The following is a 21983-nucleotide window of genomic DNA, read 5'->3' as shown; positions in this document are numbered from 1 at the left end:
GTGGGCGTCCTGGCGCAGGTCGCGCAGGGCGTCGACGAGGTTGAAGGCGTCTCCACCCTGCTTCTTCGACCCGGGCCGCTCCCATTGCGTGTCGATGTATTTCTCCATCGCGTCCGCGCGGTAGAAGCCCTCGCGGAGGTTGATGCCGTGCTCGACCCACGCCTTGAGCGCGGCGAGCATGCCGGTCCAGCCCTCGCAGTTGCCGAACGCGCTCGTGGCGCCGCCGGCCGTGAGGGCCCAGGACGACTCGGTGATGGTGACGAGGGTGCGGGTGTCGTCGTCGAGCGGCTCGAGCTCGAACGTGGTCGTGGTCGACCCCGACCCGTCGGCGGTGTCCTTGCCCTCCCACCGGATGACGATCCGGCGGGGCGGCGCGGCCTCCACCACCGTGACGGGGAAGCGGCCGGGGAAGTCGGCGAAGTCCCAGGACACGTCGGCCCCGGGCTCCAGGCGCCCGCGGGCGCCGCCGGTCGTGAAGTACTGCGACAGCTGTGCGGGCTCCGCGATGGCCTCGTAGACGTCACGGCAGGGTCGCGAGACGCGGCCCGAGACCGTGAAGGTGAGCTCGGAGAGTGCCTGCTTCTCGTTCATGTTGTATTTTTATCACATGAACTCTTCGGCGCCCAGGGATGACGACGACCCCGCCGACGACGACGCCGTGTTCAAGGCCCTCGCGGCACCGGTGCGCCGGCGCATGCTGGACGCGCTCAAGGAGTCCACCCGCACCACCGGCGAGCTGTGCGCGCTGTTCCCCCGGCTCGACCGCACCACCGTGCTGCAGCACCTGCGCGTGCTCGAGCGGGCGGAGCTCGTCACCGGCCGGAAGGTCGGGCGCGAGCGCCACCTCGCGCTCGCACCGCTGCCCATCAAGCGCCTCCACGACCGGTGGATCGGCGAGTACGCGCGCGCCGCCGTCGACCTGCTCGGGCGGCTGGACGACGACGCCTGACCGGCGCGTGACCCCCGCGAGCTCGCGTCAGGTCGCGGCGGGCAGCACCAGCGTCGCGGCGCTCACGACGCCCACGACGGCCGCGGCGACCGCCCCGGCCGCCTCCCGGACCGCGCTCCCGCGCCACCACGTGGCCGCCAGCTCGCGCATCCGGGCGTCGGCCTCGCGGCGGCGGTCGCGCGGGACGCGGGGCCGGAGCCAGCCGGAGCCCTCGGCGAGCGTGAGGAGCGCGGCGGTGCGGTCGCCGGGTGCGGCGCCGTCGAGCAGGACGCCGTGCACGCGACGGCGCAGGGCGCCGACGGCCGGCCCGTCCACCGTGCGCCACCGGGTGCTCCGGAGCACGCCCCAGACGGCCCGGTCCTCGCGCCGGAGCAGGCCCTGGGCGACGAGCCCGTCCAGCAGCGGCCGCTCGACGCCGCGCGCCAGCACGTCGACGAGCTCCGTCGCGCGCCGGGGCGCCGAGGCCGCGACGTCGAGGACGTCGTCGAGCTCCCGGCGCCCGGTCGGCGCGCGGTCGAGGACCACGACCGGTCCGTCGTCGCCCGGCGCCGGGGGCAGCGCGACCCGGCCCGCGATCACCAGCTCGACGAGGAGCGCGCCGGCGAGCCGGTAGGGGGCGTCGTCGAACACGGACGGCCCGGTGCGCAGGTCGTCGTGGGCCAGGAGCAGCAGCTCTTCGGCGATGAGCACGTGGTCGGACCTCCCGTGAAGCGCCTGGTCGTGGCCTCGCTGCCTACCAGTGCGCCGACTCTGCCACACCCGACCGCGCCTGCGGCACCCCCCACGGGTTACCGTCCTGCAACGGCGCGGGCAGCGCGTCCTGGGGGGCGTCCTGGAACGTGACGCCGCGCAGGAACCGGCCGATGGCCGCGGTGCCGACGGACGTCGCGTCGCTCGTCGTGGCCGGCCACGGGCCGCCGTGCTGCATCGCCGGCGTGACGGCGACGCCGGTGGGCCAGCCGTCGACGAGCACCCGCCCCGCGTGCCGGCCCAGGGTGGCCAGCAGCCCGGCCACCTCGGCCCCCTCGCCCGGCCCGCGGTGCACGGTCGCGGTGAGCTCGCCGGGGAAGAGCTCCGCCACGACCGCCCCCAGGTCGGTGCCCTCGGGGTAGGTGACGAGCACGCCGAACGGCCCGAACACCTCCTCCAGCACGGTGTCACGGTGCTCGCGCAGCGTGGCGAGGTCGGTCTGGACGAGCGTCGGCGTCGCGCGCACGACGCCGTCCTCCCCCGTCCGCGCGTGTCCCTCGGCCAGGACGACGACGCCGGGGGTCCCCAGGACGGCGGCGCGCCCGGCGACGTACCCCGCGCCCACGCGGGGGTTGAGGAGGGCGTGCTCGGGCACCGCGGCGGCCGCCTCGGCGACGACGTGCCCGAGGTCGTGCCCCTCGGGGACGAGCAGGAAGCCGGGCTTGGTGCAGAGCTGGCCGGCCGAGCCGCTCACGGACCCGACCCACCCCCGGGCGATCTCCGCTCCGCGGTCGGCGAGGGCGGCGGGACGCACGAGCACCGGGTTGAGCGAGCCGAGCTCGCCGTAGAACGGGATCGGGTCGGGGCGCGACGCCGCGGCGTCGGCGAGCAGCCGGCCCACGCGCGTGGAGCCGGTGAACGCGGCAGCCCGGACCGCGGGGTGCGCCAGCAGGTCGCGACCGGCGTCGTCGCCCTCGACCAGGGCGAACGCGCCGTCCGGCAGCCCGCCGCCCGCGAGGGCCTCGGCCATGAGGTCGGCGACCCGGCGGGACAGCTCGACGTGCCCGGGGTGCGCCTTGACGATCACGGGGCAGCCGGCGGCGAGCGCGGCCGCGGTGTCGCCGCCGGGCACGGAGAACGCGAACGGGAAGTTGCTCGCCGCGAAGACGAGCACGGGCCCGACCGGCCACAGGGTGCGGCGCAGGTCGGGGCGCGGGCCGAGCACGAAGTCGGGGTCGGCGGCGTCGAGCCGGACGTCGAGGTAGGCGCCGGACTCGACCACCCTGGCGAACAGGCGCAGTTGCACGCGGGTGCGTTTGAGCTCGCCGCGCAGCCGGGCCTCGGCCAGCCGGGTCTCGGCCGCGGCGAGCGCGACCAGCTCGTCCTCGTGCGCGCCGAGCACCTCGGCGACGGCGCGCAGCGCGTCGGCCCGCGTCGACGGCGGGAGGTCCGCGAGGAGGGGTGCGGCCGCCGCGGCGGCGCGGGCCGCCTCGTGAGCCTGCGCGGGCGCGGTCGTCGTCGGGGCGCCTGTCGGGGTCGTCATCGTCTGCACCTCAGAACTGGAAGCCGGTGGGGAACGGGTCGCTCGGGTCGAGCAGGTAGGTGCCCAGGCCGGTGACCCAGGCGCGGCCGGTGATGGTGGGCACGACGGCGGGGGTCCCGGCGACCACGGTCTCCCCGACCAGCCGGCCCACGAAGCGGGAGCCGATGAAGGACTCGTTGACGAAGTCCGTGTCGAGCGCGAGCTCGCCCCGCGCCCACAGCTCCGCCATCCGGGCGGACGTGCCGGTGCCGCAGGGCGAGCGGTCGAACCACCCGGGGTGGATCGCCATCGCGTGGCGGGAGTGCTCCGCGGTGGAGCCCGGCGCGATGAACTCGACGTGGTGGCAGTGGTCCACGCCCGCGATCGTGGGGTGCGACGGCGGCGCCGTCGTGTTGATCGCGTCCATGATCGCGAGCCCCGCGGCGAGGATCTCCTGCTGCCGGGTGCGGTCGAACGGCAGCTTCACGGCGTCGAGGTCGACCATGGCGTAGAAGTTGCCGCCGAACGCGAGCGAGTACGGGACGGTGCCGAGCCCGGGCACGTCGACCTCGTCGTCGAGCCGCACGACGAAGCTGGGCACGTTCTCGATCGTCACCGACTCGGCGTGCCCGTCGCGCACCTCCACCCGGGCGACGACCACCCCGGCCGGGGTGTCCAGCCGGATGGTGGTCGTCGGCTCGGTGACCGTCACCATGCCCGTCTCCACCAGCACGGTGGCGACGCCGATCGTGCCGTGCCCGCACATCGGCAGGCAGCCGGAGACCTCGATGTACACGACGCCCCAGTCGCAGTCGTCGCGCGTCGAGGGCTGCAGGATGGCGCCGCTCATCGCGGCGTGCCCCCGCGGCTCGTTGACGAGCAGCTTCCGCACGTCGTCGAGGTGCTCGATGAAGTGCAGCCGCTTGTCGTTCATCGTGGCGCCGGGGATCACCCCGAGGCCCGACGTGACGACGCGGGTGGGCATCCCCTCGGTGTGCGAGTCGACGGCGGTGAAGGTGCGGGACGATCGCATGGTCGGCCTCTCCGGGACGGGTCAGGTGACGGGCTCAGGGTGGTGTACAGGCTCAGCGCTGGGCGATGTACGCGAGGGCCTTCTCGGTGTCCGCACGCACGGTGGCCTCCTGCTCCGGGGACAGCGGGCCGCGCGGCGGGCGGGTCTCGATGCCGAACGGGCGCCCCGCGATCTGCGTGGACAGCTTGATGGCCTGCACGAACTCGGTGCGCGAGTCCCAGCGGAACATGGCGACCACGTTCTCGTACAGGTCCCGCGCGTCGGTGATCTTCCCGGCCCGCACCAGCTCGTACAGCTCGACGGCGACCTCGGGGATCGCGTTCGGGTAGCCGGCGAACCAGCCCGTCGCGCCCATGACGAGCGACTCGAACAGCAGGTCGTCGGCGCCGGCGATGACGTCGATGTCGGCCACCTCGCGCAGCTCGGAGATCCGGCGCACGTCGCCGGAGAACTCCTTGATGGCCACCACGTTCTCGAGCTGCGCGAGCTCGGCGACGAGGTCGGGCGTGAGGTCCACCTTGGTGTCGAACGGGTTGTTGTAGACCATGATCGGCAGGCCGACCTCGTTGACGCGGGCGTAGTGCTCGACGATCTCGCGCCGGTTGGCCCGGTAGATCGTCGGCGGCAGCAGCAGGACGGCGTCGGCGCCGTCCTCCTGGGCGAGCTCGGCCCAGTGCTGGGCCTGGTGCCACCCCACGCCGTGCACGCCCGCGATGACGATGCCGCGGCCGGCGACGGCCTCGACGGCGGTCTGCACCACCGTGCGGCGCTCCTCGTCCGTGAGGGACGAGTACTCGCCGAGCGAGCCGTTGGGCCCCACGCCCCGGCAGCCGGCGTTCATGAGGTGGTCGACGTGCGCGGCGTAGCCCGCGTAGTCGACGGCGAGCCCGGCGGGCGCCGCGGGGTCGGGGGTGAACGGCAGCGTCGTCGCGACGACGACGCCGCCGAGGTCGATCTTCTGGGAGCTCATGCGGTGTCCTCTCGGTTCACGCGCCTCCGGGCTCGGGGCGCGAGGGGTCTGTGTCGATGAAGGTCGGTGTCGGATGCGGGTCTGGGTCGGATGAAGGGCCGGGGTCAGGCGGTGTCGGCCGCCGGGTCGTCGGGCAGGGTGGCGAGGTCGCCGAGCCGGACGGGCACGACGAGGGGCCGCCGGTCGGGCACCGCGGGCGTCGCCCCCGTACCCTCGCCGGGCGCGGGCCCCGCGGCCCCGACGAGCTCCGCGACCGTGCGGCCGCAGACCCTCGCCTGGCAGGGGCCGAGCCCGGCGCGGCTGGTGAGGCGGACGGAGCGCAGGTCGGTCGACGCGGTGGCGCACGCGGCCGCGCGCAGGGTGCCGGCGTCGACCTCCTCGCAGCGGCAGACGAGGGTGTCGTCGCGCAGCCACGACGTCCAGCCGCCGCGGATGCCGTGCGCGGACTCGAGGCGCCGCGCGAAGTCCGCGGACCGGCCGCGGCGGCGCACCGCGCGGGCGAGCGCGGCGTCGTCGGGCGCGCCGACCGCCGCGTGGTGCCCGGCCACCCAGCCCTCGGCGAGCGCGGCCTCGGCCCCGCCGATGCCGGTCAGCTCGCCGGCGGCCCACACACCGGGCGCGGTGGTGCGCTGGCGGTCGTCGACGACGACGAAGCGGTCCGGCGAGATCGCGCACGCCGCCGCCACGGCGAGCTCGAGGCGCGGCGTGAACCCGTGCGAGACGCACACCGCGTCGGCCGCGACGGTCCGCTCGGTGCCCGGCACGGGCGACCACCGCGCGTCGACGCGCGCGACCGTCACCTCCTCGACCCGGCCGTCGCCGCGCGCGGCGACCACGGCCTCGCCGACCCGGTACGCGACCCGGTGCCGGGCGAGCGCGGCGGCGTACCCGCCGAGCTCGCCGGCCTTGTGCGCCGCGCCCAGCAGCCCGGCCGGCCGCGCGCCCCAGCCACGGACCAGCGCCGCCGGGGTCGCGGCCTCGTGCACCGACAGCACGCGCGCGCCGGTGCGCAGCAGCGACGTGGCGACCGGCAGCAGGAACGGGCCGGCGCCGGCGACGACGACGCGGTCGCCGACGGCCACGCGCTCCGCCTTGGCGAGGGCCTGGGCCGCGCCGGCGGTCGTGACGCCGGGCAGCTGCCAGCCGGGGAACGGGAGCGTCCGGTCGTGGGCCCCCGTGGCGAGCACGAGCGCGTCGGGGGTGAGGGTGAGGTGCTCGCGCCCCCCGGCGTCGGCGGGTCCGACCAGCACGCGCAGCCGCACGCCGTCGTCGAGCCGCTCGAGCGCCCACACCTGCGCGGACGTCAGCAGCGTGACGCGGGGGTGCCCGGCGACGACGTCGCGCAGCGCCGTGAACGTGCCCCAGCCGTGGTGGAAGGAGGCCTCGTCGGGCGAGGTCCCGCCGCCCGGGAGCACCCGGTGCCGCCAGAACTGCCCGCCCACCTGGTCGGACGCGTCGAGCAGCGTCACGTCGGCGCCCGCGCGGGCCGCGGCGCGCGCGGCGGAGAGGCCCGCGGGCCCTGCCCCGACCACGACCACGGTGCGGCGGCTCATGAGACCGCCCCCGGCAGCGGGTCGTGCTGCGTCTCGACGACGTCCCCGTCGGCGGCGCGCCGCAGGCAGGCCCGCACGTCGCGGACGCCGTTGACGGTGACGAGGCAGTCGAAGCACACGCCGATGCCGCAGAACACGCCGCGGGGGGCGCCGTCGACGCTGGTGGTGCGCCACGACCGCCGCCTGGCGGACAGCAGCATCCCCGCGATCGTCTGGCCCTCGGTGCCCGGGAAAGGCTCGCCGTCGAGCGTGATGGTCAGCGGGCGTGGCCCGGCGTCCTGCCGGTGCGTGGTCATGAGGCCTCCCCTGTCTTCTCGGACGGCACGGCGCTCTCGGAGGGCGAGCCGGCGGCGAGCACCGCCGGGCGGTCGACGCGGAACGGCGCGGGGTCGACCTCGGGCTCCGCGCCGGTGAACAGGTCGGCGAGCAGCTCGCCGCTGACCGGCCCCAGCCCGATGCCGGCGCCCTCGTGCCCGGTCGCGACCCACAGGCCGGGGGTGCGGGGGTCGGGGCCGACGATCGGCAGGTGGTCGGGCACGTAGGGGCGGAAGCCGAGGTAGGTGCGCATGACGCTCGCGTCGGCGAGGAACGGGAACAGCCGCACCGCGCGGGCGGCCATCTCGCGCAGCACGACGGCGCGCAGCCGGTCGTCGAAGCCGACCTGCTCGCGGCTGGACCCGATCAGCACGGTGCCGGCCGCGGTGGACTCGACCACGCTCGACGTCTGCAGCGCGGCGTCGCCGGACTGCGTGGCACCGACGTAGTCGCCGTCATAGACCTTGTGCCGCACGACGTGCGGCATCCGGGTCGTCACCAGCACCATCCCGCGGCGCGGGCGCACGGGCAGCGCGACCCCGAGCCGCGCGGCGACGACGCCCGACCACGGTCCCGCGGCCAGGACGACGGCATCGGCGGGCACGTCGCCGGCGCTGGTGCGGACGCCGACGACCCGGTCGCCGTCGCGCAGCGCGCCGGTCACCTCGACGCCGGTGCGCACCCGCGCCCCCGCGCGGCGGGCGGACGCGAGCAGCGCCTCCGCCGCGGCGACGGGCTGCACCTGCGCGTCCTCGGGGTACCAGACCGCGGCGGTCAGGTCGGGGTTGAGGGCGGGCTCGAGCTCGAGGGCGCGGGCGACGTCGATCTCCCGCGCGTCGACCCCGGCGCCGCGCTGCCGTGCGGCGAAGTCGCGCAGCGGCTGGGCCCCCTCGGCCGTGGTGGCCGCGACGAGGCCGCCCTTGGGGTCGTACTCGACGGCCGGGAAGCGCGGGCCCAGCTCGTCGGCCAGCTCCTCGACGAGGGTCGACCAGCGGCGCGCCGCGTGCTGCGCGAGCACCAGCTCGGGGCCGGGCTCCTTGTCGGAGACGAGGAGGTTGCCCTCCCCGTGGGCGGTGGTGCCCGACGCCGCGCCGCCGCGATCGAGGACGGTCACGGCGAGCCCGCGGCGCGCGAGCGCGCGGGCGCACGCGGCGCCCACGATGCCCGCCCCCACGACCACGACGTCGTCGGTCATCGGCTGCTCCTTCGATCGGTGCTCGGTAATATGTCACATACCAGGAGGGTTGAGGGGTCGGCCACGTCGCCGACCGCCCCCGGGTTCAGTCGTCCTCGGGCCGCCCCGCCCACCAGCCGGTGGTGTGGCCGATGTGGCGGCGCATGAGGTCCCGCGCCCCGGCGGCGTCGCCGGCGGCGAGCAGGTCGAGCAGCTCGTGGTGCTCGGCCGCCGACTGCTCCAGGTGGTCGGTGGCGACCATCTGGGAGAGGCCGAGCAGCCGCGCGCGGCTGCGCAGGTCGGCCACCACGTCCACCAGCAGGGGGTTGCCCGCCAGGGTCGTGAGCCGCAGGTGGAAGTCGCGGTCCGCCTCGAGATAGGTCACCAGGTCGCCCGAGCGGGCGCCCGTGACGATGGCGTCGGCCTGCTCGCGCAGGGCCGGCAGCGCACCCTGCGGGAAGCGGCCCGCCAGCTTCTCCATCGCCGGCGGCTCGAGCAGCTGGCGCACCTCGGCGATGTGGCTCAGCATCTCCGGCGACACCTCGGTCACCCGGAATCCCTTGTTGCGCACCGCGGTGACGAACCCGCGCTTCTCGAGGTCCAGCATCGCCTCGCGCACCGGCGTCGCGGACACGGCGAAGCGCGCGGTGAGCGACGGCACCGAGACCAGCGTGCCCGGGGCGAGATCGCCCGAGACGATCGCCGCGGTGAGCGCCCGCGACACGGTCTCGCGCAGGCTGACCGGCGCCTCGATGCGGCGGAACGACGCGACGGCTTCCGACATGAGCACTTCCTCACGGGGCTGATCCGGGGGTGGTGGACATCACAGTAGTGCATGATATGTTACCGCCCACATCGGCTGGCAGGTCAAGGCGACCCGCCCGGCGACGGGCACAGGGACCGCGACCCGGCACCCGGCCCACCTGCAGGAACGGCGCGGTTCCGGGCATCTTCCCGGGGTGCGGACGACCCGGCGGACGCGAGGACGCGGACGGCGGCAGCAGTACCGGACGACGACGTCACGCCGGCCCGCCCTGGGCGACGTGGCCGTGCATGTGCAATGTGATATACCACTGAGGAGATTTCGTGGCCATCACCCCGAACCTGGCTCCCGTCCCGACCCGCGCCCCCGCCGTCGCGACGACCGGCCGTGCCGGCACCCCGCTCGGCACCGACCGCGTGCGCCTCACCGGCGGCCTGCTCCATGACTGGCAGCGGCGCAACCGCGTCGTCACCGTCCCGCACGTCGTCCGCGAGGTGCGGCAGGCCGGGAACCTCGACAACTTCCGGCGGCTCCACGACCCGGCGGTCGGCGACTACCGCGGGCGCTACCCGTTCCTCGACACCGACGTCTACAAGACGCTCGAGGGGATCGCCTACGAGCTCGGCCGGGAGCCGGCCGACGACGGCGAGGCCGCGGCGCTGGAGACGGCCCGCGACTTCTTCGAGGAGTCCGTGGCGCTGATCGAGCGGGCCCAGCGCGCCGACGGCTACCTCGGCACCTTCTACCAGTCGCCGCAGAGCCCCAAGGAACCCTGGCAGGACCTCTCCTGGGGCCACGAGATGTACAACCTCGGCCACCTCGCCCAGGCCGCCGTCGCGGCGTCCCGCCAGCTCGGCGACCGCCGCCTGCTCGACGTCGCCGCCCGGTTCGCGGACCTCGTCGTCGAGCGCTACGGCCCCGACGGCGAGCCGGCGTACTGCGGCCACCCCGAGGTGGAGATGGCCCTCGTGGAGCTCGCCCGCGAGACGGGCGACCGCCGCTACCTGGAGCAGGCCCGGCTGTTCGTCGAGCGCCGCGGCGCCGGGACCCTCGAGCACACGATCTTCGCGGCGGACTACTTCCAGGACGCCGTGCCGCTGCGCGAGCTGGGGTCCGTCACCGGGCACGCCGTGCGCATGGTCTACCTCGCCGCCGGGGCCACGGACGTCGCGCTCGAGACGGACGACGACGCGCTCCTCGCCCACCTCGAGCACCTGTGGGACGACATGGTGGCCCGCAAGTCCTACCTCACCGGCGGCATCGGCTCCCGGCACTCCGACGAGGCCTTCGGCGACCGGTTCGAGCTGCCCGCCGAGCGCGCGTACGCCGAGACGTGCGCCGCGATCGGCACGGCGCAGTGGGGCTGGCGGCTCTTCCTCGCCACCGGCCGCGCCGACGTCCTCGACCACGTCGAGCGGGTGCTGCACAACGCGTACGCCGTCGGGCTGTCGGAGGACGGCGCCGCCTTCTTCTACGACAACCCGCTGCAGCGCCGCCCCGACCACGAGCAGCGCAGCGGCGCCGAGAAGGACGGCGAGCTGCTGCGCCGGGCCTGGTTCGGCTGCCCCTGCTGCCCGCCCAACGTCGTGCGCTGGACGTCGGAGCTCCAGGACCACCTGGCCGTGGCCGACGACGACTCCCTGACCCTCGCGCTGTACGCGAGCGCCGCGATCGACTCCCCCGCGCTCGACGTGGACGTGACGACCGACCTGCCGTGGGACGGCCGGGTCACCGTGCGCGTGCGCCGCGCGGCGGAGGGCCCCACGACCCTCGCGCTGCGCGTGCCCGCCTGGGCCGACGGCGCCACCGCCACGGTGGACGGCGAGGCCGTGGCCGAGCTCCCGGTCGACGGCTGGCTCCGGCTGACCCGCGCCTGGTCGCTGGGCGCGACGGTCGTGCTCGACCTGCCCATGCCGGTCCGCGCCGTCACCGCGCACCCCCACCTGGACGCCGCGCGCGGCAGCGCCGCCGTCCTGCGCGGGCCGCTCGTGTACTGCGTCGAGCAGCAGGACTCCCCCGCCCCGGTGGACGACCTGCTCCTCGCCGCCGAGGACGTGCCCCGGCTCGTGGTCGACGAGGACCACCCGTGGCGCGTGCTGCGCGGCGACCTCGCCGCCGCGCCGCCGACGGGCGACGACCCGTACCCCCCGCTGGGCGCTATGGCGCCCACCACGCACCGCGCGCCGGTGGCCCTCGTGCCCTACGCGCTCTGGGGCAACCGCGAGGTGGGCGCCATGCGCGTCTTCCTCCGGACGTCCTGACCCGCACCACCGCACTCCCCGACCGACCCGTCGCACCATCCCCACCCTGGGAGGTTTTCCATGACACGACGAGTGACCAGACCAGCCCTCCGTGCCGCAGCGTTCGGCGTCGCGGCCCTCCTCGCGCTCGGCGCGTGCTCCTCCGGCGGCGGAGGCGGGGGCTCGACGGCGAGCACCGCCGGCGGCCTCGAGGGCGAGCCCTCCGAGGGCGGCGTCGTGCAGGTGCTGCAGAACGCCGACTTCTCCTACCTCGACCCGGCCAAGGGCTGGGACGGCGGCGTGAACAACTTCTACCGACTCGTGTACCGCACGCTCACGACGCCGGCGTCGGGCAGCGCGGAGGACCCGAACGAGATCGTGCCGGACCTCGCCACGGACACGGGCACCGTGTCGGACGACGGCCTCACCTGGACGTTCACGCTCAAGGACGGGCTCAAGTTCGACAACGGGGACCCGATCACGTCCGCCGAGGTGAAGTTCGGCGTCTCCCGCGCCTGGGACCCGGAGATCGGCATCGGCTCCCCGTACGCCAAGCAGGTCATCGACGCCCCGAAGGACTACGAGGGGCCGTACAAGTCCGGCGACCTGAAGACCATCGAGACGCCCGACGACACCACGATCGTCTTCCACCTCAAGGCGCCGTTCCCCGACTTCCCCGCCGTCGCGTCGCAGCCGAACTTCGCGCCGTTCCCCGTGGGCTCCGGCGCCGGCGACGAGTTCCTCAACGACATCGTCGCGTCCGGCCCGTACACGCTCGACGAGTACACCCCGGGCAGCGTCATCAAGCTCGTGCGCAACGAGAACTGGGACGCGGCCACCGACGAGGTGCGCACCGCCAAGCCGGACGGCTGGAACTTCCAGCTCGGCCTCGACCCGGCCACCATCGACGAGCGCCTGCTCGCCGGCCAGGGCACCGACGTCAACGCGATCGGCGGCAACCTGCAGCCCGCCACCCTCGCCCGCCTCCAGGACCCGAAGCTCAAGGACCGGCTGGTCGACTGGCCGGGCGTCTGCACCACGTACATGGGACTGAACACGACCAAGAAGCCGCTCGACGACGTCAAGGTGCGCCAGGCGATCTCGTACGCGGTGGACAAGGCGGCCGTGCAGAACGGCACCGGCGGCACGATGCTCGCCGACATCGCCAGCACGACGATCCCGGAGTCGGTCGCCGGGTTCAAGGACTTCGACCTGTACCCCAGCGAGGGGAACGCCGGCGACGTCGACAAGGCCAAGGAGCTGCTCGCCGAGGCGGGCTACCCCGACGGGTTCGAGATGACGCTCGACATGCGCACGCAGCCCAAGCTGCAGGCGCAGGCCGAGGCCGTGCAGCAGTCGCTGTCCCGCGTGGGCATCAAGGTCACGTTCAACCCGATCGACACCTCGAAGTTCTACGAGACGATCGGCACGCCCAAGCTGCAGAACGACGCCGCGATCACGGGCTGGTGCCCGGACTGGGCGTCGTCGGCGAGCACCGTGATCCCGCCGCTGTTCGACGGGCGCCGCATCACCGACAAGGGCAACTCGAACCTCGCCCAGATCGACGACCCGGCGATCAACTCCGCCATCGACGACGCGCTCGCCATCACCGATCCCGCGGCGGCGAACGAGGCGTGGGGCAACCTCGACGAGCAGGTCCTCACCGAGGCGCCGATCGTGCCGCTGCTGGTGGAGAAGGTCGTGCTGCTGCCCGGCGAGAACGTCACCGGGGTGTACTCCAGCCCCGGCGTCGCGACCGGCGGGCTCGACTACACCGGCGTCGGGCTCAAGGACCCGAGCAAGGGCTGAGCCATGACCATCAGCATGACCACGCTCGAGGCAGAGACCGGGGGCGCGCCGTCCGTCGGCGTCGCGCCCCCGGCGCCCCGGCAGGGTGTCTGGCACCACCTGCTCCGCAACCGCGGGGCGGTGCTGGCCCTGTCGTACATCGCGCTCGTCGCGCTCCTGGCCGTCGCCGCGCCGCTCGTCGTCAAGCTCTCCGGCTGGGGGCCGTACGAGTTCGACCAGACCGCCATCGACCCGAACCTCGGCGGCCTGCCGATCGGCCCGCTCGGCGGGATCAGCGCCGAGCACTGGTTCGGCGTCGAGCCCGGCACCGGCCGCGACCTGTTCGCGCGCATCGTCTACGGCGCGCGCACCTCCATGCTCATCGCGCTCGCCGCCACCACGCTCACCACGCTGCTGGGGGTCCTCTTCGGGCTCCTCGCCGGGTACCACGGCGGCAAGGTCGACCAGGTCGTGTCGCGCGTCATGGACTTCCTCATGGCGTTCCCCGCCCTGATCTTCATGATCGCGATCCTGTCGGCGCTCCCCGCGAGCAACCGCGCGCCGCTGCTCGTGCTCGTCATCTCGGTGTTCGGGTGGCCGTACCTCGCCCGCGTCGTGCGCGGCCAGACGATGACGATCACGCAGCGCGAGTTCGTCGAGGCGGCCCGGGCGTCCGGGGCGTCGGGCTGGCGGATCGTGCTGCTGGAGATCCTGCCGAACCTGCGCTCCACGATCATCGTCATGACGACGCTGGCGGTGCCCGGCTACATCGGCACCGAGGCGGGGCTGAGCTTCCTCGGCGTGGGCGTCGTCCCGCCGACCCCGTCCTGGGGGCAGATGATCGCGCAGTCGATGAGCTGGTACGCCGTCGACCCGATGTACTTCCTGATCCCCGGAACCTTCCTGTTCCTGCTCGTGCTGTCCTTCACGGTCCTCGGCGACCGGCTCAAGGACGTCGTCGACGCGGGGGAGAGGCGCTGATGGTCCGCTTTCTCGTGACGAGGCTCGCCGGCATGGTGGGCGTGCTGTTCCTCGTCGTCCTGTTCACGTACGCGATCTTCTTCGCGCTCTCCCCCGACCCCGCGGTGCAGATCTGCGGCAAGAACTGCACGCCCGAGCTGATCGACCAGATCCGCACCAACCTGGGCCTGGACCGGCCGTTCTACGAGCAGTTCCTCGGCTTCCTGTCCGGGCTGTTCGTCGGGACGACGTACGGCACGGGCGCCAACGCGATCGACTGCGCGGCGCCCTGCCTGGGCTACTCCTTCCAGACCGGGCAGCCCGTGCTCGAGATGTTCGAGCAGCGCTTCGGCGTCTCGGCCACGCTCGCGGTGGGCGCGGCCGTGCTGTGGCTGCTCATGGGCGTCTCGGGCGGCATGATCGCCGCGATCAAGAAGGGCACGTGGTTCGACCGGGCCGCGACCGGCGCCGCGCTGGGCGGCGTCTCCATCCCCAACTACGTGCTCGCCCTCGTGCTGCAGTACGTGCTGGTGGTGCGGCTCGGGTGGCTGCCGTTCCCCCAGGCGGTGCCGTTCGCCGCCGACCCCGGGCAGTGGTTCCTCAACTTCGTCATGCCGTGGCTGGTGCTCGCGTTCACCTACGCGTCGATGTACCAGCGGCTCACGCGGGCGAACGTGCTCGACACGCTCGACGAGAACTTCGTCCGCACGGCGCGCGCCAAGGGCCTCGCCCCACGGCTGGTGTGGCGGCGGCACGCGCTGCGGCCCGCGCTCACGCCGGTCGTGACGCTGTTCGGCATGGACTTCGCCGGCCTGCTGGGCGGCGCGATCATCATCGAGACCGTCTTCGGCCTCAACGGCATCGGCAAGATGGCGTCCGACTCCATCACCAAGAACGACCAGCCGGTCATCATGGGCGTCACGCTCGTCGCGGCCTTCCTGGTCATCGTCGGGAACGTGATCGTGGACATCGTCTACACGACGATCGACCCGCGCGTCCGGATCGGAGCAAGGGCATGAGGGGGCAGGCATGAGCACGCTGCTCGAGGTCGAGGACCTCACCATCACGTTCCGGACGGCCCACGGGCCGGTCGACGTCGTGGACGGGCTCTCGTTCACGCTGGAGCAGGGCGCGTCGCTGGGGATCGTCGGCGAGTCGGGCTCCGGCAAGTCGATGACGTCGCTGGCCGTCATGGGCCTGCTGCCGCCCACGGCGAGCCTGCGCGGCCGGGTGTCCCTGGACGGCGCCGAGCTCACGGCGCTGCCCGAGTCGAAGGTGCGGCGCCTGCGCGGCGACCGCATGTCGATGATCTTCCAGGACCCGCTGTCGTCGCTGAACCCGTACTACACCGTGGGGATGCAGATCGAGGAGGCGTACCGGGCGCACCGGCCCGGGGTCACCCGGCGGCAGGCGCACAAGGTCGCGGTCGAGGCGATGGAGCGCGTGCACATCGCCGACGCCGCTCGGCGCGTGGACCACTACCCGCACCAGTTCTCCGGCGGGATGCGCCAGCGCGTGATGATCGCGATGGCGCTCTCCACCGAGCCGGACCTGCTCATCGCCGACGAGCCGACCACCGCGCTCGACGTCACCGTGCAGGCCCAGATCCTCGACCTGCTCCAGGAGGTGCGGCGCGAGACCGGGACGGCGCTGATCCTCATCTCGCACGACCTCGCCGTCGTGTCGGAGATCGCCGAGGACGTCGTCGTCATGCGCCACGGCGTGGCCGTGGAGCAGGCCCCCGCCGAACGGCTGTTCTCCGACCCGCAGCACCCGTACACGCGGGCGCTGTTGGACGCCGTCCCCCGGATCGACGACGAGATCGGCGAGCTGCGCGGCATCGACGCCGCCGCCGGCGTGGGAGGGAAGCCATGAGCACCACCAGCACCGGGCCGAGCACCGGGAACGACGTCGTCGCCCCCGCGAGCGCACCGGCGGCCTCGACGTCGCAGGCGTCCGAGCCGCTGCTGCGCGCCACCGACCTGGTCAAGGAGTTCGCGGTGCCCGGCACCGGCGGGCTGCTGGGCCGGGCGGACACGTTCCGGGCGGTCGACGGCGTGAGCCTCGACGTCCGCGCCCGCGAGACGCTGGCGCTGGTCGGCGAGTCCGGGTCGGGCAAGTCGACGACGGCGCGGATCGTCGCGCGGCTGACGGACGCGACGTCGGGCGAGGTCGTCTTCGACGGCGAGCCCGTGACGCGCGCGAAGGGTGACCGGCTGCGGCGGTTCCGCAGCGACGTGCAGGTGGTGTTCCAGGACCCGTACTCGTCGCTCAACCCGCGGCACACGGTGGAGCGCATCGTCACCGCGCCGCTGGTCTACCAGGGGCGCGAGGTGCCGGGCGGCACGCGGGCGTTCACGCAGCAGCTCATGGAGCGCGTGGGGCTGGACCCCGACCACCACCGCCGCTACCCGTCGCAGTTCTCCGGCGGCCAGGCGCAGCGCATCGGCATCGCCCGCGCGCTCGCCGTGTCGCCGCGGCTGGTGGTCTGCGACGAGGCGGTCTCCGCGCTCGACGTGTCCGTGCAGGCGCAGATCATCAACCTGCTGCGCCGCCTGCAGCGCGAGGAGGGGTTCAGCTACCTCTTCATCGCGCACGACCTCGCCGTGGTGCGGCAGATCGCCGACCGCGTGGCGGTGATGTCGAAGGGCCGCATCGTCGAGCAGGGGGAGCGCGACGCCGTCTTCGACGACCCGCAGCACGAGTACACCCGGACCCTGCTGGCCGCCGTGCCGCGCATCCGCCCCGAGTGGGAGCGGGCGCGGCGCGAGGCGGCGGAGGCGAGGGCCGCGACGGCCACGCCCGACCGCGAGGCGAAGTCCGCCGCCACCGAGGAGGAGACGACCGCGTGACCACCTATCACCTGCCGGGGCTGCACGTCACGGAGCGCACGACGGCGGTCCCCCTCGACCACGCCCGGCCCGACGGCGAGCAGATCGACGTCTTCTGGCGCGAGCTGGTCGACCCCGGGCGCCGCGGCGACGACCTGCCCCTCCTGGTCTACCTGCAGGGCGGGCCGGGCGGCGCGTCGCCCCGCCCCCTGAAGCGCGACGGCTGGCTCGACGAGGCCTTGACGACGTACCGCGTGATCCTGCCGGACCAGCGCGGCACCGGCCGCAGCACGCCGCTCGACGGCGAGGCGGTCGCGGCGCGCGGGGACGCCGTCGTGGGCGCCGACTACCTGGCGTGCTTCCGGGCCGACTCGATCGTGGCCGACCTGGAGCACGTGCGCCGCACCCACTACGACGGACGCCGGTGGGCGAGCCTGGGCCAGTCGTTCGGCGGCTGGATCACGCTCGCCTACCTCTCGACCGCGCCGGAGGGGCTGGCGGCCTGCTACGTGACCGGCGGCATCCCGGGCACGCCCGCGAGCGCCGACGAGGTCTACCGGCGCACCTTCGCGCGCGCCGAGTCCAAGACACGCCGCTACTACGACCTGTACCCGCAGGACGTCGACGCCGTGGCCGCGATCGCCGACCGGCTCGCGGAGGGCGACGTGCGCCTGCCCGACGGCGACGCGCTCACCGTGCACCGGTTCCAGTCCCTGGGGATCGACCTGGGGATGAAGCCCGGGTCCGAGCGCCTGCACTGGCTGGTCGACGAGGCGTTCGTGCGCCCGGGCCGACTGTCGCACGCGTTCCTGGAGCAGGTGCTGGTGCGCTCGTCGTCGGCGTCGAACCCCCTGTTCTGGACGCTCCAGGAGTCCATCTACGGCGACGGCGCGAACGGCCCGACGGCGTGGGCGGCGCCGCGCGCCCGCGACGAGCGGCCGCAGTTCGGGCCCGACGAGCGACCGCTGCTGCTCACGGGCGAGATGGCGTTCCCGTGGATGTTCGACGAGGTGCGGCTGCTGAAGCCGTTCGCGCCGGCGGTGCACGAGCTCGCCGCGCGGCGGGAGTGGAGCCCGCTGTACGACGTCGAGCGCCTCGCCGCGAACGACGTGCCGCTCGCCGCGGCGGTCTACTTCGACGACATGTACGTGGACTCGGGGCTGCAGCTCGACACCCTGTCCAGGCTGGGCGGCTCGCACGCCTGGGTGACCAACGAGTACGAGCACGACGGGATCGGCGACCCTCGGGTGCTGCGGCGCCTGCGGGAGCTGGTCCGGGACGCAGGAGGAGAACGACGATGACGCAGCAGGCCCACGACCACCGGCCCCCGCACTCGGGGAACCGCACCCCGCGCCTCACGGAGGTGCCGGCCTTCACCGAGATGATCGCCCAGGGCTGGTCCACCGACGTCGTGCCCGCCCGGGTGCCCGACGGCGCGGCCGAGGCCGCCGCGGCGCACCGCGCCCGGCTGGCGGAGCGACTCGGCGGGCGGACCGTCGTGGTCGGCGCGGGCCGCGCGCCCGTGCGCAGCAACGACACGTCGTACGACTTCCGGGCCGACAGCGACTTCGTGTGGCTGACGGGCTGCCAGCTCGAGGACGCCGTCGTCGTGCTGCACGGGGCGGACGCCGTGCTCTACGCGCCGCCGCCCGCGCGGCCGGGCGACCCGGCCTTCTTCTCCGACGCCATGCACGGCGAGCTGTGGGTGGGCGCCTCCCCCGGGCTCGGCGAGTGGGCGCGGGCGCTCGGCGTCCCGGTGCGCCCGCTCGCGGAGCTGGACGACGCGCTGGCGCACGGGTCCGGCTGGTGGGCCGGGCGCGCCGTGCCGGCCGACGTCGTGGCGCGGCACGGCCTGGAGCCGTCGGCCGAGCTCGCCCGGGCGTGCGCGGACCTGCGCATGGTCAAGGACGCCTGGGAGGTGGCGCAGCTGCGCGCCGCCGTCGACCACACGGTGACGGGCTTCGAGGCCGTGGCCCGGGAGATCCCCGCGGCGGTGCGGTCCGGCGGCGAGCGCTGGCTGCAGGGCACGTTCGACCGGCACGCCCGCACCACCGGCAACGGGCCGGGCTACGCCAGCATCGTCGGCAGCGGCCCGCACGCCCCCACCCTGCACTGGGTGCGCTGCGACGGGCCCGTGCTCCCCGACGCGGCCCTGCTGCTCGACATGGGCGTCGAGACGACCACCCTCTACACCGCCGACGTCACGCGCACCGTGCCGCCGTCGGGCCGGTTCAGCCCCGAGCAGCGCGCCGTGCACGACCTGGTGGAGAAGAGCCACCGCGCCGGCATGGCGCACATCCGCCCCGGCGTGAACTACCTCGACTTCCACTACGCGGCCATGGAGGTGATCGCGCAGGGCCTGCACGACTGGGGCCTGCTGCCCGTCTCCGTCGACGAGGCTCTGTCCCCGCAGGGCCAGCACCACCGCCGCTGGCTCGTGTGCGGCATCGGGCACCACCTGGGCCTCGACGTGCACGACTGCGCGCACAGCGACTGGCAGCAGTACATGGGCGCCGACCTGGAGCCGGGCGTCGTCATGACCGTCGAGCCGGGCCTGTACTTCCACGCCCACGACCTCACCGTGCCGCCGGAGCTGCGCGGCATCGGCGTGCGCCTGGAGGACGACCTGCTCGTCACCCCCGACGGCCACGAGGTGCTCTCCGACGCCCTGCCCATCGACGCCGCCGGCGTCGAGGCCTGGACGTCGGCGCTGCTGCCCGCCGGCGCCTGAGACGTCCCCGCCCCGGCGCAGGCCGGGGCGGGGCGAGCAACACCCGCGTCACCCCCGTCAGGCAGGACCTCGCAGACGAAGGGAACTGGTGTGAAGAACGGACGAGAACGGGGCGGGCTGCCCGCCCTGACGGCAGCAGCGGCGGCGGCGGCACTGGGAGCGTCGCTGCTCGCGGGGGCGGGCACGGCGACCGCCGCCGACGCCCCGCCCGAGATCCCCGTGGCGGCGGACGGGTCCGTCGCCGCCGACCCGGCGTACGAGGGCCCGCAGGTCACCGAGGTCCGCGTGATCAACGAGGGCAAGTTCCTCGAGATCTCGTGGGACCGGTACGTCGACGAGACGGCGGCGGTGAGCCCCGAGAACGTCACGCTCACCCAGGGCGGCACGACCGTCGCCCTCACCGCGAAGCCCGCGACCGGGCCCACCGACACGATCTTCTTCGACAAGGACAACCGGCAGATCGCGGCGTCGGACGCGAACAGCATGGCGCGCCTGCCCGACGACCTGCACCTGGCGAGCATCGCGTACACCGGCACGCTCGACCCCGACGAGCCGCTCACCGTCACGGTGGACGGGTCGCAGATCGAGGACGCGGAGGGTCGGCCCGCCCGGGACGCGACGTACACCGGCGTCCCGCGGCTGGACTACTACACGCAGTCCGTGACGACGGCGTCCGGGATCGTCGTCAAGGCGAACCCGCGCGTCGACCCGGCCACGCTGGACCTCGCCGCCGCGCAGGTGGACGTGCAGCTCGGCAAGGCCGACAACGGCATCGCGGCACGGATGGCCGACTTCGGCTGCTCGCTCGCCGTGTACGCGGCGCGGGAGAACGCCTACCTCGTGCCCGAGCACCGGGGCGGCTACGACCCCGAGATGTACGACGTCGAGGGCTACGGCGGCAGCGAGTGGAACGGCTGTGTGTCGTCGATCTCCGAGCGCAACGTGCTGCGCACCCGCGGGGACGAGAACGCGTTCCTCAACACCGGCTACCCGAACGAGAACATCCTGGTGCACGAGTTCGGCCACGCCGTGCGCCTCGTGGGCATCGAGACGCTGGCGGACAAGGGCCTCTCCGACGAGCTGTATGCCGCCTACGAGAACTCGTGGACCACCGGCCGGTGGCCGAACACGTACGCGATCGGCAACATCGACGAGTACTTCGCGACGCTGTCGGCGATCTGGTTCGACGTCATGGCGGAGAAGCCCGACTGGACCGACGGGGTGCGGAGCCCGATCAACACCCGGGCCGAGCTGAAGGCGTACGACCCGCAGGCCTACGCGCTGTTCGCCAAGGTCTACCCCGCGGACCTCACGCTCCCCGCCCCGTGGGACGAGCCGGCGCCCGACGTCTACCACGGCGACTTCACGCAGGTGCCCGACGCGCCCGAGCGCGTCACCGCCGAGGACGTCGACTTCGCGACGGACGCGTTCCGGATCGTCACCGACGGGATCGGCACCGAGTACCAGGTCGACCGGTACGCGGGCGACGCCGACCACCCCGAGCGCGACGTGGTGGTCTGGTCGTGGTGGGGCGACGGCGTGTGGTCGCTCGCCCCGGTGGGCGGTGGCGCGTACACGATCGCCGCGTCCGACGGCTCCGGCGCGCTCGCCGCGGTCTCGGACACCGAGGTCCGGTACGCCGGCGTCGAGGCGGACGCGGGCGACCCGCGGCAGCGGTGGACGTTCGCGCCGGACGCCTCGACCGCGCAGGAGCACGACGGACACCTCGTCAACGCGGCCACCGGCGGCGCCCTCGACGTCGACGGCCGCACCACGTCGGGCGTCTCGCTCACCCTCACCGACCCGGCCGACGCGACCCGGTGGCTGCTGGAGGACACCACCCGCACGTCGGCCCAGGGCGTCGGCGCCTACCTGCTGCCGGACGTCACGGCGCCGGAGGTCACGTCGGCGTGGGCGCACCCGAACCGGAAGTCCCTGACCCTCGACGCGACGGACGACGCCTCCGGCGTCGCGCTCGTGGAGTACCGGGTCGGTCGCGGCGACTGGGCCGCCTACCGGGGAGCGATCGCGATCGGTCCGCGCGACCGCGTCGAGGCCCGCGCCACGGACCGCGCGGGGAACGTCTCGGAGGTCCTCGTCGTCACGCGGCGCTGACCGGACGACGTCACGACACAGTTCGTGGGCGCTCGAAGGGCGCTGTCCCGCACGGGAACAGCACCCATCGAGCGCCCACAGCTCTGGGGTGCGGGTCAGCCCCGCTCGTGCGCGCCGATCATCGGGAGGCCGAAGGCCAGCCCGACGGCGAGGATGCCGCCGACGACCATGTAGGGGTCCAGGGTCGGGTTCCCGCCGGAGGCGCCGGAGCCGAGCAGCACCAGACCGCCCAGGAAGAGCACGAGCGCGCCGAGGAAACGGCCGAGGACGGCACCGGTGGGCTCGGACTTGACGCGCGGGTTGACCTGGAAGTCGCTCATGGTCCGAGGATAGGCCGACCGCGGCGGGC

Annotated in this window: 20 protein-coding genes; 10 read left to right on the top strand and 10 right to left on the bottom strand. The window is 74.3% G+C overall.

Annotated elements, in window-relative coordinates; all coding sequences use genetic code 11:
• Positions 1-591 (bottom strand): SRPBCC domain-containing protein (locus tag ACFWEK_RS05710; RefSeq protein ID WP_430553403.1); only part of this gene is annotated, 591 nt, incomplete at its 3' end.
• A 16-nt stretch (positions 592-607) separates the two neighbouring features.
• Between ACFWEK_RS05710 and ACFWEK_RS05705 the strand changes: the two genes are divergently transcribed.
• Positions 608-949: an ArsR/SmtB family transcription factor gene (locus ACFWEK_RS05705; protein ID WP_430544928.1), complete on the top strand. Its 342-nt coding sequence runs from the start codon at positions 608-610 to the stop codon at positions 947-949.
• A 27-nt stretch (positions 950-976) separates the two neighbouring features.
• On the opposite strand, the gene ACFWEK_RS05700 is transcribed toward ACFWEK_RS05705, so the two are convergent.
• From ACFWEK_RS05700 to ACFWEK_RS05665, 8 genes are all read right to left on the bottom strand, one after another.
• Positions 977-1639, bottom strand: a complete 663-nt coding sequence (locus tag ACFWEK_RS05700; protein ID WP_430553402.1) for a GPP34 family phosphoprotein — start codon at positions 1637-1639, stop codon at positions 977-979.
• Between the two features lie 43 nt (positions 1640-1682).
• Positions 1683-3182 carry an aldehyde dehydrogenase (NADP(+)) gene (locus ACFWEK_RS05695; RefSeq protein WP_430553401.1) on the bottom strand — a complete coding sequence of 500 codons (1500 nt, stop codon included), beginning with the start codon at positions 3180-3182 and terminating at the stop codon, positions 1683-1685.
• A 10-nt stretch (positions 3183-3192) separates the two neighbouring features.
• Positions 3193-4194 carry a proline racemase family protein gene (locus ACFWEK_RS05690; protein ID WP_430553400.1) on the bottom strand — a complete coding sequence of 334 codons (1002 nt, stop codon included), beginning with the start codon at positions 4192-4194 and terminating at the stop codon, positions 3193-3195.
• A 52-nt stretch (positions 4195-4246) separates the two neighbouring features.
• Positions 4247-5164 (bottom strand): dihydrodipicolinate synthase family protein, encoded by a 918-nt coding sequence (locus ACFWEK_RS05685; protein WP_430544924.1) that lies wholly within the window; start codon positions 5162-5164, stop codon positions 4247-4249.
• Between the two features lie 104 nt (positions 5165-5268).
• The gene (locus ACFWEK_RS05680; RefSeq protein ID WP_430553399.1) at positions 5269-6717 is read right to left on the bottom strand and encodes an NAD(P)/FAD-dependent oxidoreductase; all 1449 of its coding nucleotides are present in this window, start codon (positions 6715-6717) and stop codon (positions 5269-5271) included.
• A complete protein-coding gene (locus ACFWEK_RS05675; RefSeq protein WP_430544922.1) occupies positions 6714-7013 on the bottom strand; it encodes a (2Fe-2S)-binding protein in 300 nt (99 codons plus the stop codon). The genes ACFWEK_RS05680 and ACFWEK_RS05675 overlap by 4 nt, the downstream gene beginning before the upstream one ends.
• Complete coding sequence (locus tag ACFWEK_RS05670) at positions 7010-8227, bottom strand: NAD(P)/FAD-dependent oxidoreductase (protein ID WP_430553398.1); 1218 nt, start codon at positions 8225-8227, stop codon at positions 7010-7012. The genes ACFWEK_RS05675 and ACFWEK_RS05670 overlap by 4 nt, the downstream gene beginning before the upstream one ends.
• 85 nt (positions 8228-8312) lie before the next feature.
• Positions 8313-8990: a GntR family transcriptional regulator gene (locus tag ACFWEK_RS05665; RefSeq protein WP_430544920.1), complete on the bottom strand. Its 678-nt coding sequence runs from the start codon at positions 8988-8990 to the stop codon at positions 8313-8315.
• A gap of 302 nt (positions 8991-9292) precedes the next feature.
• Between ACFWEK_RS05665 and ACFWEK_RS05660 the strand changes: the two genes are divergently transcribed.
• From ACFWEK_RS05660 to ACFWEK_RS05620, 9 genes are all read left to right on the top strand, one after another.
• Positions 9293-11230, top strand: coding sequence for a glycoside hydrolase family 127 protein (locus ACFWEK_RS05660; protein WP_430553397.1), 1938 nt, complete (start codon positions 9293-9295; stop codon positions 11228-11230).
• A gap of 72 nt (positions 11231-11302) precedes the next feature.
• Positions 11303-13018: an ABC transporter substrate-binding protein gene (locus tag ACFWEK_RS05655; protein WP_430553396.1), complete on the top strand. Its 1716-nt coding sequence runs from the start codon at positions 11303-11305 to the stop codon at positions 13016-13018.
• A gap of 3 nt (positions 13019-13021) precedes the next feature.
• Entirely contained in the window at positions 13022-13978 is a 957-nt protein-coding gene (locus ACFWEK_RS05650) for an ABC transporter permease (protein WP_430544917.1), read from the top strand.
• Positions 13978-14976, top strand: a complete 999-nt coding sequence (locus ACFWEK_RS05645; RefSeq protein ID WP_429762744.1) for an ABC transporter permease — start codon at positions 13978-13980, stop codon at positions 14974-14976. The genes ACFWEK_RS05650 and ACFWEK_RS05645 overlap by 1 nt, the downstream gene beginning before the upstream one ends.
• Positions 14977-14986: 10 nt before the next feature.
• Complete coding sequence (locus ACFWEK_RS05640; protein ID WP_430553395.1) at positions 14987-15832, top strand: ABC transporter ATP-binding protein; 846 nt, start codon at positions 14987-14989, stop codon at positions 15830-15832.
• Positions 15829-16809, top strand: coding sequence for an ATP-binding cassette domain-containing protein (locus ACFWEK_RS05635; protein ID WP_430553394.1), 981 nt, complete (start codon positions 15829-15831; stop codon positions 16807-16809). Before ACFWEK_RS05640 ends, ACFWEK_RS05635 begins: the two co-directional genes overlap by 4 nt.
• Positions 16806-18089, top strand: coding sequence for an alpha/beta fold hydrolase (locus ACFWEK_RS05630; RefSeq protein ID WP_430553393.1), 1284 nt, complete (start codon positions 16806-16808; stop codon positions 18087-18089). The genes ACFWEK_RS05635 and ACFWEK_RS05630 overlap by 4 nt, the downstream gene beginning before the upstream one ends.
• Positions 18086-19519, top strand: coding sequence for an aminopeptidase P family protein (locus ACFWEK_RS05625; RefSeq protein ID WP_430553392.1), 1434 nt, complete (start codon positions 18086-18088; stop codon positions 19517-19519). The genes ACFWEK_RS05630 and ACFWEK_RS05625 overlap by 4 nt, the downstream gene beginning before the upstream one ends.
• Positions 19520-19609: 90 nt before the next feature.
• Positions 19610-21634 carry an RICIN domain-containing protein gene (locus ACFWEK_RS05620; RefSeq protein ID WP_430553391.1) on the top strand — a complete coding sequence of 675 codons (2025 nt, stop codon included), beginning with the start codon at positions 19610-19612 and terminating at the stop codon, positions 21632-21634.
• Between the two features lie 95 nt (positions 21635-21729).
• Here ACFWEK_RS05620 and ACFWEK_RS05615 read toward each other — a convergent pair whose 3' ends face one another.
• Positions 21730-21954 (bottom strand): hypothetical protein, encoded by a 225-nt coding sequence (locus tag ACFWEK_RS05615; protein ID WP_429762751.1) that lies wholly within the window; start codon positions 21952-21954, stop codon positions 21730-21732.
• Positions 21955-21983 lie beyond the last annotated feature (29 nt).

It is taken from the genome of Isoptericola sp. NPDC060257 (genome assembly GCF_042726645.1).
Taxonomy (GTDB): Bacteria; Actinomycetota; Actinomycetes; order Actinomycetales; family Cellulomonadaceae; genus Isoptericola; species Isoptericola nanjingensis.
This window is presented reverse-complemented; position numbering and strand designations above follow the sequence as displayed.